The organism is Bradyrhizobium ivorense, from assembly GCF_900696085.1.
Taxonomy (GTDB): domain Bacteria; phylum Pseudomonadota; class Alphaproteobacteria; order Rhizobiales; family Xanthobacteraceae; genus Bradyrhizobium; species Bradyrhizobium ivorense.
Genome location: NZ_CAADFC020000033.1, coordinates 509,136 through 526,599 on the forward strand (window position 1 = coordinate 509,136; position 17,464 = coordinate 526,599).

At 65.3% G+C, this 17,464-nt stretch carries 15 protein-coding genes; 9 read left to right on the top strand and 6 right to left on the bottom strand.

From position 1 onward, the window contains the following. Positions 1-30: 30 nt before the first annotated feature. Positions 31-222 (bottom strand): hypothetical protein, encoded by a 192-nt coding sequence (locus CI41S_RS40810; protein ID WP_139864594.1) that lies wholly within the window; start codon positions 220-222, stop codon positions 31-33. Here CI41S_RS40810 and CI41S_RS40815 point away from each other — a divergent pair. The 3 genes from CI41S_RS40815 to CI41S_RS40825 all read left to right on the top strand — a co-directional run bounded on the left by CI41S_RS40815 (position 221) and on the right by CI41S_RS40825 (position 2,880). Continuing rightward, a complete protein-coding gene (locus CI41S_RS40815; protein WP_139864595.1) occupies positions 221-709 on the top strand; it encodes a DUF302 domain-containing protein in 489 nt (162 codons plus the stop codon). The genes CI41S_RS40810 and CI41S_RS40815 overlap by 2 nt on opposite strands. Positions 710-1,042: 333 nt before the next feature. Continuing rightward, positions 1,043-1,531, top strand: a complete 489-nt coding sequence (locus tag CI41S_RS40820; protein ID WP_244626846.1) for a cupin domain-containing protein — start codon at positions 1,043-1,045, stop codon at positions 1,529-1,531. Positions 1,532-1,641: 110 nt separating this feature from the next. Beyond that, positions 1,642-2,880 carry an MFS transporter gene (locus CI41S_RS40825; protein WP_139864596.1) on the top strand — a complete coding sequence of 413 codons (1,239 nt, stop codon included), beginning with the start codon at positions 1,642-1,644 and terminating at the stop codon, positions 2,878-2,880. Here CI41S_RS40825 and CI41S_RS40830 read toward each other — a convergent pair. From CI41S_RS40830 to CI41S_RS40845, 4 genes are all read right to left on the bottom strand, one after another. Further along, complete coding sequence (locus tag CI41S_RS40830) at positions 2,840-4,078, bottom strand: MFS transporter (protein ID WP_139864597.1); 1,239 nt, start codon at positions 4,076-4,078, stop codon at positions 2,840-2,842. The genes CI41S_RS40825 and CI41S_RS40830 overlap by 41 nt on opposite strands. An 89-nt stretch (positions 4,079-4,167) precedes the next feature. Next, positions 4,168-4,764: a PRC-barrel domain-containing protein gene (locus tag CI41S_RS40835; protein WP_139864598.1), complete on the bottom strand. Its 597-nt coding sequence runs from the start codon at positions 4,762-4,764 to the stop codon at positions 4,168-4,170. A gap of 53 nt (positions 4,765-4,817) precedes the next feature. Then, positions 4,818-7,019 (bottom strand): amylo-alpha-1,6-glucosidase, encoded by a 2,202-nt coding sequence (locus tag CI41S_RS40840; RefSeq protein ID WP_139864599.1) that lies wholly within the window; start codon positions 7,017-7,019, stop codon positions 4,818-4,820. Between the two features lie 111 nt (positions 7,020-7,130). Next, positions 7,131-8,894 (bottom strand): ABC transporter ATP-binding protein, encoded by a 1,764-nt coding sequence (locus tag CI41S_RS40845; protein ID WP_139864600.1) that lies wholly within the window; start codon positions 8,892-8,894, stop codon positions 7,131-7,133. Between the two features lie 320 nt (positions 8,895-9,214). On the opposite strand from CI41S_RS40845, the gene CI41S_RS40850 reads away from it, so the two are divergent. From CI41S_RS40850 to CI41S_RS40875, 6 genes are all read left to right on the top strand, one after another. Continuing rightward, the gene (locus CI41S_RS40850) at positions 9,215-10,282 is read left to right on the top strand and encodes a glycosyltransferase family 4 protein (protein WP_139481593.1); all 1,068 of its coding nucleotides are present in this window, start codon (positions 9,215-9,217) and stop codon (positions 10,280-10,282) included. Positions 10,283-10,576: 294 nt separating this feature from the next. After that, positions 10,577-11,830 (top strand): ABC transporter substrate-binding protein, encoded by a 1,254-nt coding sequence (locus CI41S_RS40855; RefSeq protein WP_139864601.1) that lies wholly within the window; start codon positions 10,577-10,579, stop codon positions 11,828-11,830. A gap of 17 nt (positions 11,831-11,847) precedes the next feature. Then, on the top strand, positions 11,848-12,717 hold the full coding sequence (locus CI41S_RS40860) for a branched-chain amino acid ABC transporter permease (protein WP_139864602.1): 870 nt from the start codon (positions 11,848-11,850) through the stop codon (positions 12,715-12,717). Next, positions 12,717-13,703 (top strand): branched-chain amino acid ABC transporter permease, encoded by a 987-nt coding sequence (locus tag CI41S_RS40865; RefSeq protein WP_139864603.1) that lies wholly within the window; start codon positions 12,717-12,719, stop codon positions 13,701-13,703. The genes CI41S_RS40860 and CI41S_RS40865 overlap by 1 nt, the downstream gene beginning before the upstream one ends. Next, positions 13,696-14,463, top strand: a complete 768-nt coding sequence (locus tag CI41S_RS40870; protein WP_139481597.1) for an ABC transporter ATP-binding protein — start codon at positions 13,696-13,698, stop codon at positions 14,461-14,463. Before CI41S_RS40865 ends, CI41S_RS40870 begins: the two co-directional genes overlap by 8 nt. Then, complete coding sequence (locus CI41S_RS40875) at positions 14,456-15,160, top strand: ABC transporter ATP-binding protein (RefSeq protein ID WP_210242738.1); 705 nt, start codon at positions 14,456-14,458, stop codon at positions 15,158-15,160. Before CI41S_RS40870 ends, CI41S_RS40875 begins: the two co-directional genes overlap by 8 nt. Positions 15,161-15,520: 360 nt before the next feature. Here CI41S_RS40875 and CI41S_RS40880 read toward each other — a convergent pair whose 3' ends face one another. Next, a complete protein-coding gene (locus tag CI41S_RS40880; RefSeq protein ID WP_139864605.1) occupies positions 15,521-17,455 on the bottom strand; it encodes an alkyl/aryl-sulfatase in 1,935 nt (644 codons plus the stop codon). Between the last annotated feature and the right edge of the window lie 9 nt (positions 17,456-17,464).

The window sequence follows — 17,464 nt, forward strand, 5'->3', positions numbered from 1 at the left end:
GCCCGCAAGGGGCGCCGTTCACCTTTTCCATCAGAAGCGGATTCCGCAACGGCTAGAAATGCCGATCGCCAATCGGTTCGATAGCCGGCGTGCATCATGGGGCCAATAGCCGGCGGCTATCGATGCGAAAGCCGATTGGTATTTCAGATCGAGAGCCGGAACGCGCATCCTGCGCGCCAGCGATGCCATGAGCACGCACAGGCCCGACAGGAGTTTCGCCATGACACAGATCGCCAAGCGCTTCACAACTGCTTTCGGCAGCCTGCTGCTCGCGCTGCTGCTGATATCAACCGCGCCGCTCGCCCGCGCCGACGGCGATGACGGTATCGTGCGCATCAAGAGCGCCGTGCCGATGGCCGAGGCGGTTGCACGAATCAAGGTGGATGTCGCCGGCAAGGGCATCCGATTCTTCTCGGAAATCGATCAGTCGAAACTCGCTGCCGATGCCGACATCGCGCTGCGGCCCTCGACGTTGCTGGTGTTCGGCAATCCGCCGCTCGGCACCCAGTTCATCACCTCGAACCCCAATGCCGGGCTCGACTGGCCGGTGCGCCTGTTGCTGACGCAGGACGACAACGGCGATGTCTGGGCGATCTGGACCGATTTTCAATGGATCGCCAGGCGTCACAACATCAGGGATCGCGACGCGCAGTTCAGGATGGCGACCTCGGTGGTCCAATCGATCGTCTCGACCATCACGACGAGGTAACGCAGCGCAGTCCGCATAGGTAAGGCTGTCAGGCTGCGCCGTCGGCGCGGCCTGACGTTGCATTTTCGGCGCGCATTTCATCGATGATGCGGATCAGGAACTGGTGAATCTCTTCGGCCCTGCGATCCGCTTTGGCGTCACGGCTCGCCAAATCAGGGGGCAAGTCTGCGCCTATCCGACCTTCACGTCAGATATCCGCAACATGCTCGGCCGCGCATAGCGCGGTGCTATGGAGTCGAGAGCCAACCGGTATTTCATCTCGCGCGCGATCCCTGAGACACTCCTGCCATCGCCGGCCGCTACCAAGGGCCGAGGCGCAACAAGGAGACCATCATGATGAAATCCACGCCGTCACACATGCTCCGCAACGGCCTGACGCTCGCCGCGATCATCGCCGGGTCGATCGCGGCAGCATCGGCCGCGATTGCCGGGGAATGCCCCGCGGACAAGCTGAAGCCCAGTGTGCGCGAGAAGGTCGACTACAAGCCGGTCGGCGTAACCGACGTCACGCTCGGCGCGATCGACCTCGAGAAGCAACCGGCGCACATCGCGGGCCGCGAGTTGCGCTTCCGCAAGCTGACGATCGAGCCCGGCGGAATCGTCCCCTGGCACAGTCACGACGACCGCCCGGCGCTGATCTTCGTGCAGCAAGGCGAGATCGTCGAATACGCCAGCAACTGCGCCGAGCCGATCGTGCACAAGGCCGGCGATATCCGGCCCGAGGTGTTCGGCACCTCGCACTGGTGGAAGAATCTCGGCAAGGAGACCGTCATTCTCTACGTCGGCGACGTCCGCAGAGATCCGCGCGACCACAACATGTAAGGGATGCAACGAGCGCCCGCCCTGAGCCTTGTTGCCGATGTGACGTCCGGAAGGCCGCGTGATGCCACGGCTCCGGGCGTCACATCTCCCTTCCTCCCGCGAGGCACGCCATGACCGAGACCGCAACGTCGATGAGAGTTGAAGCGGTGGCTGTCGACGGGCCGTTGCCCGGCGCTGCGCTGCGATCCCTGACCATCGGCCTGACCGCTTTTCTGACCGTCGTCGATCTGTTCGCGACGCAGGCCATTCTGCCTTCCCTGACCCGCCACTACAATGTGACGCCGGCGGCGATGGGCTTTGCGGTCAACGCCAGCACGATGGGCATGGCAGTTGCCGGTCTCGTGATCGGCGTGCTCAGCCCGCATATCCAGCGACAACGCGGCATCCTTGTGAGCCTGGTGCTGCTCGCCGTTCCCACTGCCCTGCTCGCGGTCGCACCCAACCTCACGATATTCACGCTGCTCCGCGTGGCACAAGGCCTCTGCATGGCCTCCGCGTTCGCGCTGACTCTGGCCTATCTCGGCGAGCAATGCAGCGTAGCGGACGCCGGCGGGGCCTTCGCGGCCTATATTACGGGTAACGTCGCCAGCAACCTGATCGGCCGCCTGGTCTCGGCGGCGGTCGCAGATTGGTTCGGACTGGCATCGACGTTCTATTTTTTCGCCCTCCTCAACCTCGCAGGCGCCATGCTGGTCTATGCCACGATCAAGCGCGTTCAGCCAATGCATGCGATGCCGGTGGCCCAGTCACCCCTTCAAGTCATGATCGCGCAGTGGCGGGATCCGGCGCTTCGCGCCGCGTTTGCAGTCGGCTTTTGCATTCTGTTCGCCTTCATCGGGACGTTTACGTTCGTAAACTTCGTCCTGGTTCGTCCGCCGCTCTCGCTGGGACGAATGGATCTTGGCTTCGTCTATTTTGTTTTCCTGCCGTCGGTGGTTACGACGCTGCTGGCAGGCAACATTGCCGCGCGGTTCGGAACCCGCCGGGCCCTGTGGGGCGCCCTGGCGGTCACGGGCGTCGGGCTGCCGCTGCTGCTGACGCCGCAGCTTGCCGCGGTGCTGGCCGGAATGGTGCTGGTCGGCGTCGGAACGTTCTTTGCGCAGGCCGTCGCAACCGGCTTTGTCGGACAGGCCGCGCGGGAGAACCGTGGGGTGGCGAGCGGAACTTACCTTGCGTGCTATTTCCTCGGCGGTCTCGTCGGCAGCGCCGCGCTGGGCCAGTTGTTCGATCGCTTCGGATGGACCGCATGCGTTGCCGGGGTCGCGACCGCGCTGGCCGGGGCGGCTTGGCTGACTGCGCGCCTCGTGGTCACGCCGTCCGCCGCGTCTCCGGCATCACCAGCCAGATGATCAGCAGGCCGAGCGCGGCGACGCAGGCCAGCCCGATGAAGGCCGTGCCGCTGCCGAGCTTGTCGCTGACATAGCCGGCCAGCACCGTGCTGAGCGACGCGCCGATGCCGACCGCGGTGCCGACGATGCCCTGCGCCAGGTTGAAATGGCCGCTGCCGAAGGCGACGTCGGCCACCACCAGCGGCACCATCACGCTGAACACGGCAGCGGTGATGCCGTCGAGGATCTGCACCACGACCAGCAGATACGGATCGCGCACCGTTGCGAACAGCAGGCCGCGGATCGCCAGCGCGGCGAACGCGATCAGCAGCAGCGGCCGCCGGCCCCAGGCCTGCGCCTTGCGGCCGACCGACGGCGAGGACAGCGCCACGATCGCCTGCGGCACGATGATGCAGGCCGCGATCAGGACCGGCGCCCACTGGCTCGATCGCGTCGTGACCACGCCGGCCATCAGCGGCAGCATCGCGGCGTTGGCGAGCTGGAACAGCATCATGGCGCCGGCAAAAATCAGCAGCGGGCGCTGCCGTACCAGGCTGAACACGCTGGTCGCCTTCTTGTCGGGCTTGTCGCGCTTCACCTCGCCATGGGCCTGCGCGATGTCGATCTCGCGTTCGCGGATCCGCGCCAGCGACAACAGAGTCGGGATCGCGAGGATGAAGGTGACGAGGAACACCGAGCGGTTCGACAGCAGATAGCCGACGGCGCCCATCAGCGCCGCGGCCGAGCCGTTGCCGAGCGAGGCGAAGCGCGCGTTGCGGCCGAGCCGCTCCCCGATCGCGTGCGGCCCGACCAGGCCGAGGCTGATCGCGGCGATCGCCGGTCCCAGCACGCAGCTCGCCAGCGCATGGAAGGTCGCGGCCACCGTCACCACGGGAAGGATCGGCCAGAGCGCGTAGGCCAGCGCGCAGATGCCGATGGTGGCGACCGCAAACCCTGCGACGATCCGCTCCGAACGCGCCGCATCGACGATGGCGCCGCCCGGCATCTGGCCGAGCAGGCCGATGATGCCGCCGATCGAGAGCACGAAGCCGATCTCGACCTGGGTCCATTTCTGCGTCGTCAGGTAGACCGCGATGAACGGGCCAAAGCCGGTCTGCACGTCAGCCAGGAAGAAGATGAACCAGTCGAGCCCGCGCTGGCTTTCGCGCGACGGCGTGCGCAGCTCCTCCGGATTGGGCTGATCGGGAACGAGCGGCACAATATTGCTGCCGCCGGCTGATCGCTTGTCACGACCGTCGCCAACCGTCTCTAAGGAAGAGTTCGGACGTGCGACCAGCTTTTAATCCCCTAATGTTCGTAATCCCACGGATGGAGGCTTCCGGCCGCACCCAGCACGATGAGCGGCGCATCTTCCTTGTATTCGGGCGCCGCGCTGACCTGCTGCTTGTTCAGGTCGAGCGAGATGCTGTCGCTCTTGCTGGAAACGCCGGCAAAGCGCAGCGCGTTCCAGTCGACGACGATCTTGCGGCTGCCGACGCCGAGGAAGCCGCCGAAATCGATCACCGCGGCGCGAACCTTGCCGTCGCGATCGACGATGACGTCGACGATGCGGCCCATGTCTTCATTGGCGGAGCTGCGCACGTCACGTCCGAGAATGCCGTGGGCGTCGCGCGCGCCGATCACGGTAACCGACGCCGGCGGCGCCGGTTCCTTGGCTTGCTCCTTGGATGGCTCCTTGGCGCCCTCCTTGGCAGGTTCTTTGGCCGGTTCTTTGGCTTGCTCCTTCGCTTGCTCCTTGGCCGGCTCCTTCGGCGCGGCCTGAGCCGCGGCCGGCGGTGCCGATGACGACGGTGACGGCGAAGGTGCCGCCTCGTCGGCGGCGCGGACACCGGCCGCAGTGACCAGCACCGCCGCGGCCAGCGTGACAATGATTCTCGGACGCATGAAACTCTCCCACAATATTCCCAGCCTCACGCGGCGCTGCCGCATGAGCGCGCTCAATGCGTCAGCACGATCGACACCTGGATCTGCCCGCGCGTGCGCAAGACTTCGAGCGACACCTCGCCGTTGTGGCGGCGCAGCCGCAAATCGACGCTGGAGGCGCCGAGCCTGAGATCGCGCAACACCACCTCGTTGAGGAATTCCGGCAGGCGCGGGTCGCGCAGGCGGATCTCGCCGCGCCCTACATCGAATTCGAGCCCGAGCGCCGCCTCCAGCAAGGTGAACGGCGTCGCGCTGGCCCAAGCCTGCGGCGCGCAGGCCACCGGATAGAGCACGGGCCCGCGGCGGGGCTCGCGGCGGAAGCCGCAGAACAATTCCGGCAGCCGCCGCAGCTCCATGTAGCTCGCGGCGTCGAACAGCCCGTTGAACAGATGCGCCACCGAATGCTTCAGGCCGTAGCGCGCGAAGCCGAGCGCGATCAGCGCATTGTCATGCGGCCAGATCGAGCCGTCGTGATAGGACATCGGGTTGTAGCGGGCTTCGCCGACCGCGACGGTGCGAATGCCCCAGCCCGAGAAGAATTTCTGGCTCATCAGATCGGCCGCGACCAGCCGCGCGCGATCCTCGCCCACGATGCCGGTGAAGAGAAGCTGCCCGGCGTTGGAGGTGCGCACCTTGCACGGCTGCTTGGCGCCGTCGAGCGCGACCGCGTAGGTGCCGAGCTCCTCGCACCAGAATGCCTCCTCGAACTGCGCGCGCAGCCGCTCGGCCTCGGCCTCCAGCTTCACCGCCTTCTCGGGCATGCCGAGCCGCTGCGCCGCGCGCGCGGCGAGCCGCTTGCCGACGAACACATAGCCCTGCACTTCCGCCAGCGCGATATTGCCCTCGGCGAGCCGGCCATCGGCATGGAAGATGGCGTCGAACGAATCCTTCCAGCCCTGATTGCGCAGGCCCTCTTCGGTGGCGCGCTGGTATTCGAGAAAGCCGTCGCCGTCCGGATCGCCGGGACCGTCGATCCATTGCAGTCCGGCCTCGATTGCGGGCCACAATTCGCGCAGCGTCTCCTCGTCGCCGGTGCGCTCGAGATAGAGGCCGGCGAGCAGCACGAACAGCGGCGTCGAATCGACGCTGCCGTAATATTGCGCGAACGGCACCTCGCGCAGCGCCGCCATCTCGCCGCCGCGCATCTCGTGCAGGATCTTGCCCGGCGCGGCATCCGCCAGCGGATCGACCGCCTTGGCCTGGAACACGGCGAGCCGCTTCAGCACGCCCTTGGCGATGCGCGGATCGACCCACAGCATCTGCAGCGCGGTGATCAGGCCGTCGCGGCCGAACGTCGTCGAATACCAGGGGATGCCGGCATAGGGATAGCGGCCCTGCGGCGTTTCGGTCATCAGCATGTTGAGGTCGGCCATCGCCTGGCACAGCACCTCGTTGAAGATGTTGTTCGAGGTCTCGATCGAGGCCGCGCCGGCCGACGAATTCCGCATCTCGCGGCGATGCGCCAACAGCCCGCGGAAGAACGGCACCGGCTTCTGCATGATCGGCTTGTTGCAGGACACCGCGACGAACAGCGAGGTGACCTGCGCCGGCGCGAGGTCGAAATGGTAGGTCGCCGCGTTCACCGACAGCCGGGTCGGCCGCGGATCGAAATGCAGCGCCGTGATCCGCGCCAGCGCGTCGAGGCCGTGATATTCCAGCACGACATCGGTCGGCCCCAGCAGCTTGCTTAGCCCGGTGCCGCGGTGCGGCCGGCGCTCGCCGCGCACCTCGAACAGGTCGGCGAAGTCGTTGTCGAACAGCAGCGTGAGGTCGAAGCTGGCCGGACGTTCGCCGTGGTTCTGCAAACCGATGCGCTGATACGCGGTGCCCCGCCACAGGAAGATCGAGCGCACGATGTGCAACGTGTCCTTTGGCAAGGTCAGGCGATCGTCGCGGTAGACGTCGGAATTGGTGAGGTCGACGGTCAGCGACGAGTTGTCGTCGCGCAGGTTGGAGCCGAGCAGCAGCGGCTGGACATTTTCCAGCACCATCTCCAGCCGCGCCAGATAACGCGTGTCGGCATTGAACAGCCCGTCCGGCCCGCCGGCCGAGGCGCCGATGTCGCCATGGCTGTCGAGCACGATGAAGGTGTCGTCGTGCTTGAGCGAGCGCCGCGGCCGGGCCGCCGGCCCGGTCATCGGAATGTAGAACGGCGATTCCACGACGCGTTCGGTGATGCGGGTGGTGATGATCTGCGTAACGACGTCGGCTGTCATCGGAACCTCGGGCGACTTCTTTTGCTCGAAGACTTTTGGCTCGAAGATCTTGGGCTCGAATGTTGGTTCGAACCAACGCACCGCAACGCAAGAACACGTGATGACGCGGGATCAGGCCGCGCTGGTGGAGAGCCGGCCCATCTCGCGCGCGACCAGGTCGCGGTAGGGGCCCCTGCCCTTCACGAGGATATCGGGCGGGCCGTCCTCGACGATCCGGCCGCCCTGCAGCACGATCACGCGGTCGAAGCTGCGCAGCGTCGCCAGGCGATGCGCGATCGCCACCACGGTACGCCCGCGCATCAGCCGCGACAACGCTTCGCGGATCGCCTCCTCGGAGTCCGCGTCGAGCGCGGCGGTGGCCTCGTCGAGCAGCAGGATCGGCGCGTCCTTCAGGAAGGCGCGCGCGATCGCAATGCGCTGGCGCTGGCCGCCGGAGACCTTGACGCCGCGGTCGCCGACGATGGTGTTCATGCCTTCGGGCAGGGTTTCGATGAAGTCGCAGCGCGCCGCGATGGCCGCGCGCAGCACCTCGTCATCGGTCGCATCGGGTCGGCCGTAGCGGATGTTCTCCATGATCGAACGATGGAACAGCGAGATGTCCTGCGGAACCACCGAGATCGCCGCACGCAGGCTGTGCTGGATGACACGGGAGATGTCCTGGCCATCGATGGTGATGTTGCCGTGCTCGACGTCGTAGAAGCGCTGCAGAAGCGTAAACAATGTTGACTTGCCGCCGCCGGACTGGCCGACCAGGCCGACCCGCTGGCCGGGCTGGATGCGCAGGCTGAAGCGCTCGAACACCTGCAAGCCGCCGGGATAGCGGAACGAGACATTGTTGAAGGCAATCGCCGCGCCGCTCTTCACCAGCGGCTCGGCCTCCGGATGGTCCTTCAGCTCGTGCGGCTGCAGCAGCGTCGCCAGCGCCTCGGTCAGCCGGGCGACGTGCTGGGTGACGTCGACCAGGGCAACCGCGAGATCGCGGGTGGCGCTCAGGATCGAGATGCCGAGCGTGCAGACCAGCACGACGTCGCCGGTGGTGGCCGCGCCCTGCTGCCAGAGGCTGAGCGCCCAGGCCAGCATCGCGATGGTCAGAACCACGGTCACGCCGGCGTGAACGAGGCGCAGCTTCTCGAGATAGCGCAGGGAACGGCCCCGCGCGATGAGTTCCCGGTTCACGGTCGAATCGAAGCGGTCGTGCTCGTAGCCGAGGCCGCAGAATGCGCGCACCAGCGGCAGGTTGTTGATCACATCGACCATTTCGCCGTCGACCGACGCCGCCTTGCTGGCGAAATCGTCATGCAGCGGCCGGCCGGCGGCAGCCATGTGGAACATCGCCACCACCATGGTTCCCGCGATCAGGATCAGCACCGCCGACATCGTGACGCTGACGGTTCCAACCAGGGTGATCGCCGCGAATGTCGCAATGCAGGGCGGCAACACGTTCCATACGAACATGTTCTCGACGGTGAACACCGCGTTCGAGGTCGCCGTGATCCGGCTGGTCAGCATCCCCGGCAGCCGGTCCGTGAAATAGCTCGGCGCATGGCCGGTGAGATGGCGGAACAGGTCGCGGCGAAGGTCGCCGGTGACGCTGACAAAGGTGTAGCTCGCCGTCCAACTGGCGATCCGCCACAGGAAGTTGTCGGCCGCGATTAGCGACATGAGCAAAGCGAATGCCAGCCATACGCCATTTGCGGACGAAGGTCCGGCCGACAGCGCGTCGACCAGGTTCTTCACGCCGTATTGCGTGCCTACGGAGCAGGCAACCGCGGCGACGACAGCCGACAAGATGACGACATGTGAAGGCAGGCGCCGGCGCAGATAGCGCAGCACGAACGGAAAGGGGCGGTGCGCATATCCTGACAGATGATCCATGGCGTCCCTGCAAAAACCTGTTGGAAGTGAACGGGATTTCTTGAGTTCGGTTTCCCGTGCACGATGACGTGAAGAGCGGCGGTTCGTTTCCTTGGTGTGGCCACCAATGCGCGACATTTTCGCACCGCTCGCACCGGCAAAAACGTGTTGGAGCGTGATGGCATCACCAAGACCACAGTGTGAAGGAAGAAAGAACCGTCGGAATTCACACGCTTAAGGAACCACGCACGTGCGAGAACGTTCCCGTCTTCGGCATGTCGGGTGCCATCAACGGGCTGAGGGGTCTTGTTCATCCACAATGCACATACAGGAGACGGAGAATGCGCATCGCGCAGGTTGCCCCGCTGACGGAGGCTGTTCCCCCCAAACTCTACGGTGGCACCGAACGGGTCGTGCACTGGCTCACCGAAGAACTTGTTACCCTCGGACATGACGTCACGCTGTTCGCCAGCGGCGATTCACAAACCTCCGCGAAGCTCGATGCGACCTGGCCCAAGGCACTGCGCCTCGATGGTTCGGTCCGCGACCCCAACGCGCTGCACATGGTGATGCTGGAGCGGGTCCGGCAGAAGGCCGATGACGACGAGTTCGATTTCCTGCACTTTCATCTCGACTATTATCCGTGGTCGGCGTTCTCCCGGCAGCCGACGCCGTACGTGACCACGCTGCACGGCCGGCTCGATCTGCCGGAGCACCAGCCGGTGTTCAATACGTTCTCCAAGATTCCCGTGATCTCGATCTCGAACGCGCAGCGGCGGCCGGTGCCGCAGGCGCATTGGGTGCGCACCATCCATCACGGCCTGCCCGAGAACCTGCTGACGCCGCAGCCGGTCAAGCCGTCCTACCTTGCGGTGCTCGGCCGCATCGCGCCGGAAAAAGGCGTCGATCGCGCCATCAAGATCGCGACGCGCTGCGGCATTCCGCTGAAGATCGCCGCCAAGGTCGACCGCGCCGACCAGGAATATTATGACGAGCTGATCAAGCCGCTGATATCAGGCAATCCGCTGGTCGAATTCATCGGTGAGATCACCGACCGCGAGAAGCCGGATTTCCTCAGCGGCGCGCTCGGCCTGCTGGTTCCGATCGATTGGCCGGAGCCGTTCGGTCTCGTGATGATCGAGGCGATGGCCTGCGGCACGCCCGTGATCGCCTACAACCGCGGCTCGGTGCCCGAGATCATCGAGGAGGGCCTGACCGGATTCATCGTCGAGGACGAGATCAGCGCGGTGTCGTCGGTCGGCCGGCTCGAGACGCTGAACCGCGGCGCGATCCGCAAGCAGTTCGAAACTCGCTTCACCGCGCGGCGGATGGCACTCGACTATCTCGCCGCCTATCGCAGCCTGATGGAATCCAAGCCGCGCTTCCAGCTGGTGGCCAGCGCCGAATAACAGTTGCAGCGGCCGATCGGATGATCCGGCGGGCCGACATCATGTCGGTCCGTCGGGTCATCCGATTGTCAATAATAGCGGGCCCTTTGGACGGGAGCTCTTGCGCGGCCAACCTGTCGCTATTCGCGCAATAAGTGATTGCTGCGATGCACTTCCCGAATGGCCTTCTGCATAAGTTTGGCTGATATCGCCTTTGCGATTGCTGAATTACGTGCTCTTATGCTTCCCGCCTGATGAAAAATAAGAAGCGAGCGGACGGAGCAACCGTGCCGCGATCGCACAGGGGGGAATGCCATGACTGGGGACCGCACGCCTGTCACCATTAATAATACCGCTCCGGCCGACGCCTCACGCAAAAAGCTGAACCGCCGCAAATTCCTCGCCAGGACCGGTGGCGTGCTGGCCGCAGGCGCCTTCGGCGCCGTGCCCTTACGCGGCTGGGCCGCCGATCCCATCAATATCGGCGCGCTCTATCCGACCACCGGCAGCATGGCCCAGATCGGCGTCGGCTGCGTCGCCGCCGCTAAGCTCGCGGTCGACATGGTCAACGAGGCCGGCGGCATCAAGTCGCTGGGCGGCGCCAAACTCAACCTGATCGTCTCCGACGTGCAGAGCGACACCACGGTGACGCGCACCGAGACCGATCGCCTGATATCAGGCAACAAGCTGTCGGCGATCCATGGCTGCTACGCCAGCGCGCTGACCCTGATCGCCAGCGAGGTCTGCGAGCGCGCAAAAGTCCCGATCATCACCGGATCGAGCTCGGACCAGCTCAACAAGGGACGCAGCTACACATTCACGCCGTTTGCGCGGGCCTCGCAGTTCGCCAAGACTCAGCTGCAGATGGCCAAGCTCGTCAGCGAGCAGGCCAAGGTCGCCGTGATCTTCGAGAATACGGCGTTCGGCACCTCGACCTCGAACGGGCTCAAGGAGCTGGCGCCGGGCGAAGGCGTCGAAATCGTGATGTTCGAGCCTTATTCGGCCGGCTTCACCGATGCCAGCCCGCTGATCAACAAGGTCAAGGCCTCCGGTGCCAACACCCTGTTCTCGATCTCCTATCTCAATGACCTCATCCTGATCGTGCGCACCGTCAAGCAGGTCGGGCTCAACATCGCCATCAATGGCGGCTCCGGCGGCTTCGTGATGCCGGACTTCTACAAGAATGTCGGCCAGCTGGCCGAGGGCCTGCAGGGCGTCGGGCACTGGAACCACGACGTCAGCGAGGAAGCCCAGAAGGTCAACCTCGAGTTCAAGAAGCGCACCGGCGAGTTCGCCTTCGAATATGCCGGCGGCCTGGTGGCGCAGACCTTCATGCTGGCCGACGCGCTGGAGCGCGCTGCCTCGACCGATCCCAAGAAGGTGCGTGAAGCGCTCTCCACGCTCGACGTCTCCTCGGGCTATGCGGCGATGGCGCCCGGCGGCAAGGTGAAGTTCGGGCCGGACGGCAAGAACGTCCACGGCAAGCCGGTCGGCGTGCAGTGGCAGAATGCCGATCTGGTCAGCGTCTTCCCGAAGGAAGACGCCCGCGCGCCGCTGATGAAGACTTAGAACACCGGTCGCCTCGCATGTGGGAGACACTGGCCCAGGCCGTGATCAACGGCCTGCTCATCGGCGGCATCTACGCGCTTGTCAGCATCGGCGTCACGCTGATCTTCGGCGTGGTCAAGATCGTCAACTTCGCCCAGGGCGAATTCGTGATGATCGGGATGTACATCTCGTTCTTTCTCGCTACCCAGTTCGGCATCGATCCCTTGGTGTCGCTGGTGGTCTCGATGCCGGTGCTGTTCGTCGCCGGCATGCTGATCCAGCACTTTTTGATCCGCCGGGTGCTCGGGCCGAACGACATGCCGCAGATATTCCTGACCTTTGCGCTGTCGCTGCTGCTGCTCAACCTTTCGCTGATGCTCTTCACCGCGAATTACCGCACCGTCCACACCTCCTATTCGGACGCGGCGCTGCACATCGGCGGGCTCTACATTCCCGTCGCAAAGCTGATCGCGTTTGCGGTGGCGATGGCGCTGAGCGGCCTGCTCTGGGTGTTCCTGCACACCACCGATCTCGGCAAGGCGATGCGCGCCGCCTCGCAGAACCGCGACGTTGCCATGCTGATGGGCATCAACCCGAACCGGGTGTTCGCCGTGGCGTTCGGCACCGCGCTGGCGCTGGCCGGCGCCGCCGGCTCGCTGCTGATGCCGTTCTACTCGGCCTATCCGTTCGTCGGCCAGGTGTTCGTGCTGATGGCGTTCGTCGCCGTCGTGATGGGCACGCTCGGCAATGTCGTCGGCGCGCTGATCGCGAGCCTGATGATGGGGGTCGCGGAATCGCTCGGCATCCAGTTCGTCGGCGCCGATTCCGGCCTGATCGTGGTGTTCGCGATGCTGCTGCTGACGCTCGCCTTCAGGCCGAGCGGGCTCGGCGCCAGGAGGGGCCGCTGATGCAGGCGCTCATCAAGCTGAAATGGCTCTGGTTGGCGATCGCGGCCGCGATCATGCTGGCTTTGCCCCAGATCGTCACCTCGTCGTTTGCGATCGACATCCTCATCCGCATCCTGCTGTTCTCCTTCATCGGCGTCGCCTGGAACCTGATGGGCGGCTACGCCAAGCAGCTCTCGCTCGGGCACGCCGCCTATTTCGGGCTCGGCGCCTACACCTCGACGATCATGCAGGTGAACTACGGCATCTCGCCCTGGATCGGGATGATCGCCGGCGGTGTGGTCGCGATGCTGGCGAGCCTGCCGATCGGTTGGCTCTGCTTCCGCCTGCGCGGCCCCTATTTCACCATCGCCACCATCGCGACCGCGCAGGTCTTGATGCTGATCTTCCTGAAATTCCGCGATTTCGCCTGGGGCGCCGAAGGCACCACGATCCCGAACCTCGGCAGCGCGCCCTTGATGATGCAGTTCGAGGAGAAGTCGTCGTACTACTACGTCGTGCTCGGACTACTGGTGATCGGGCTATGGATCACCCACAGAATCGAAAAATCCTGGATGGGCTACTATCTCGTCGCGATCGGCGAGGACGAGGATGCGGCGGAGGCGATCGGCGTCAACGCGCCGAAGATCAAGCGCGACATCTATATGATCAGCGCGTTCCTGACCGCGCTCGCCGGCACCTTCTACACCCAGTACATCTACTTCATCGATCCCGCGACCGCGTTCAGCTTCAACGTCTCGATCGAGGCGGCGCTGGTCTCGATCGTCGGCGGCATCGGCACGCTGTGGGGTCCCGTCATCGGCACCGTGCTCTTGGAGACCACCTCGGCGTTGCTGCAGAGCTGGCTCGGCAGCTCGGTCGGCGGCATCCAGCTCACGGTCTACAGCCTGATCCTGATGGCCGTGATCCTGTGGCGGCCGACCGGGCTGATCGGCTTTGCGACCGACGCCTACCACCGCACCACCCGGCGCAAGCCGGCGCATGCCTGAGGGTCTCGCGATGGCGGAAGCACTGGTCATCAAGGGGCTCAGCAAGCGTTTTGGCGGGTTGAAAGCCGTGCAGGACGTCAGCTTCACGGTGCAGGAGAACGAGACGGTGGCGCTGATCGGCCCGAATGGCGCCGGCAAAACCACGAGCTTTCATTTAATCACCGGATTTCATCGCCCCGACGCCGGCTCGGTGCTCGCCTTCGGCCAGGAGGTCGTCGGCCTCAAGCCGCACGACGTCTGCGCGCTCGGCATGGCGCGCACCTTCCAGGTGGCAAAGCCGTTCGGCGCGATGACGGTGCTGGACAATGTGATGACCGGCGCCTTCCTGCGCGACCGCCATATCGCCGCCGCCGAGCGGAAGGCGCGCGAGGCGATCGAATTCGTCGGCCTCGCCGCCCGCGAGCAGACGCGGGCCAAGGACCTCACCACCATCGATCAGCGCCGGCTTGAGATGGCGCGCGCGCTGGCGACGCAGCCCAAGATCCTGCTGCTCGACGAGGTGATGGCCGGGCTCAACCCGTCGGAGATCGACCAGGCCGTCGCGCTGGTGAAGAAGCTCGCCGCCAGCGGCCTCACCATCGTGATCGTCGAGCATGTGATGCGCGCGATCATGGCGGTGGCCCGCCACATCGTAGTGCTCGACCACGGTCAGAAGATCGCCGAGGGCGCGCCGAAGGAGATCGTGGAGAACCCGGAAGTGATCCGCGCCTATCTCGGCTCCTATGTGCATCCGCCGGCGCAGGGAGACGCCCATGCTTGAGCTCTCCCGCGTCAGCGCCAGCTACGGCTCGGTGCCTGCCATCACCGACGTCAACATCTCCATTGCCCAGGGCGAAGCCGTCGGCCTGTTGGGGGCCAACGGCGCCGGCAAGAGCACGACGCTGCGCGCCGTCTCGGGCCTCGTCAAACTGTTTGCCGGCAAGGTCACGTTCGCCGGCGTCGACCTCGCCAGCCTGCCGCCCTACCGCATCCCCGAGCTCGGCATCGCGCATGTGCCCGAGGGGCGCCAGGTGTTTCCGGAAATGAGCGTGCAGGAAAACCTCGAGATCGGCGCCTTCGTGCCCAAGGCCAAGACGGATCGCGCGCGGACGATGGAGCTGGTCTACAGCATCTTCCCGCGGCTCGCCGACCGCAGGAAGCAGCTCGCCGGCACCATGAGCGGCGGCGAGCAGCAGATGCTCGCGGTCGGCCGCGGCCTGATGCTGAAGCCGCGGCTGTTGATGCTCGACGAACCGTCGCTCGGCCTCGCGCCTGTGATGACCGACGTGACCTTCGAGAAGATCGGCGAGATCCACAAGATGGGCACCGCGATCCTGCTGGTGGAGCAGAATGTCAGCCGCGCGCTGTCGCTGGTGCAGCGCGCCTATGTGCTGGAAAGCGGCAACGTGATCATGCACGGCACCAGCACCGAGCTCGCCAACAACAAGCAGGTGCAGGCGGCGTATCTGGGGATTTGAGGCGTCCCGCTGTTAGTCCCGTCATCCCCGCGCAAAGGCTTCGCCTTTGTCGCTGGAGGATGCACCGCTGTTCAATCCGTCATCCTGAGGCGCGAGCCCTTGCGAGCCTCGAAGGATGAATCGGCCACCAGCCGGGCCGTCGACCCTTCGAGACGCGCGCAAGAGCGCGCTCCTCATGGTGACGGGTTGGTTTGCTCACCTTTCTCAGTGTCATCACCCGCGCAGGCGGGTGATCCAGTATTCCAGAGGCAGTGGTGAATGAACCGAGAGGCCGCGGCGTACTGGATCGCCCGGTTAAACCGGGCGATGACAGGTGTGGGTGAGGACAAAGCTTCACACCCTCTCAGGGTGACGACGGCGCTACGTCACCAACGTCCGCTTCGGCTCGACGATCTCGAACATGCGCGGGAATTCGTCCATCAGCGCCATCAGCTCGCCGAGCTTTAGCGGCTCGCCCGACACCTTGATCTTGCCGGCGTCGACCGCGTCCGGGAACGTGGTCAGCTTGGCGATCACCTCGTCCAGCGTGCCGCGCGCCAGGGTGAAGCTCGCATCCGCATCCGCCGCCTGCGCGCCCTTGACGTAGGTCAGCGCCGAATTCTCCAGATTGAGCACGAACGTCTCGCCGGTATCGGTAAAGCTCCAGTTCAACACGATACGCTTGCCTTCGGCCTTGGGGCCGTTGAGGCGGATGCCGAGCACGTCCCAGAGCTGCTCGGTGCGCAGCGCGGCCAGCGTCTCGCGCGGCATCGGCGAGCGCGGCGGCGTCTTCGGCATGCCCTGGCGCAGCTCCTGCGCGCCGAACAGATAGGCGTTGCGCCAGGTCGAGCTTTCCGCGGCGTAACCGAGCTGCTCGAACGTGTCGGCCAGCATTGCCCGCGCCGCCTGGTTGTCCGGCTCGGCGAACACGAGATGGCTGACCGCCTGCGCCACGAAGCGGAATTCGCCCTTGGAAAAATCCGCCACCGCCCGTTTCAGGATCGCGTCGGCGCCGCCCATGTATTCGACATACTTCTTGCCTGCCTCGACCGGCGGCAGCGGATCCAGATTGACCGGATTCGCGTCGTACCAGCCAAGATATTTCTGGTAGATCGCCTTCACATTGTGCCTGATGTGGCCGTAATAGCCGCGGCCGTGCCAGGCGCCCTCCAGGCTCTGCGGCAGGCGGATCGCCTCCGCGATCTCGGCGGCGTTGAGCCCGTGGTTCATCAGCCGGATGGTCTGGTCGTGCGCGTATTTGTAGAGATCGCGCTGCTGACGGATCATGGTGTCGATCCGCGCCGCGCCCCACACCGGCCAGTGATGCTGGCCGCACATCGCCTCGGCCTTGCCGCCCCACATCTGCAGCGCCTCGCCGAGATATTTCGACCAGGCCAGCGCATCGCGGACATCGGCGCCGCGGAACGGCAGCAGATTATGGAAATTATGCGTGCAGTTTTCCGCGAGGTTGAGCAGTCTGTAGCGCGGGATGAAGAAATGCATCTCCGCCGGCGCCTCGCTGTTCGGCGCCATCTGGAATTCGAATTCGACGCCGTCGATCACCCTGACATCGCCGGTCGCGATGATCAGGTCGGTCGGCCGCAGCAGCGCCACGCCGCCGGCCGCCATGGTCTTGCCGAGCCCGCAGTCGACCTGTCCGTGCACGCCCTTGGCGAGGAACGGCCCGAACTGATACTGCGCGCGGCGCAGCATCGCCGGACCCGCGATGATGTTCTCGGAGACCGCGTGCTCCATGAAAAAATTCGGCGCGATGATCGGCACGCCGGCCGCCAGCATCGCGTCGTCGAGCACGCCGCGGGCGCCGCCCCAATGGTCGGTATGGGTGTGGGTGAAGATGACAGCCGCGACCGGCCGCTTGCCGCGGTGCTGGAAGTATAGCTCCATCGCCGCCCGCGCCCCCTCGATCGAGGTCAGCGTGTCGACCACGATCACGCCGGTGTCGCCCTCGATCAGCGTCATGTTGGCGATATCGAGCCCGCGCACCTGGTAGACGCCGGGCACCACCTCGAACAGACCGTGATGCATGTTGAGCCGCGACTGCCGCCACAGGCTGGGATCGACGGTCGGCGGTGCATTTTCCTCCGCCAGGAAGCCGTAAGGCTCGAGGCTCCAGACCGCGCGGCCCTGCGCCGAGGTGACCTTTGCGTGCTCGATGGTGCCGAGGAAGCCGCGCGCGGCGTCGTCGAAATCCCTGACATCGGAGAACGGCAGCGCCTTCAGCATCGCCGCATGCTGCGCGATGACCGAGGCGGATGCGGGCTTCGGAGCTTGCGATATGTCACCGGCGCTTGTCATGATCGTTCA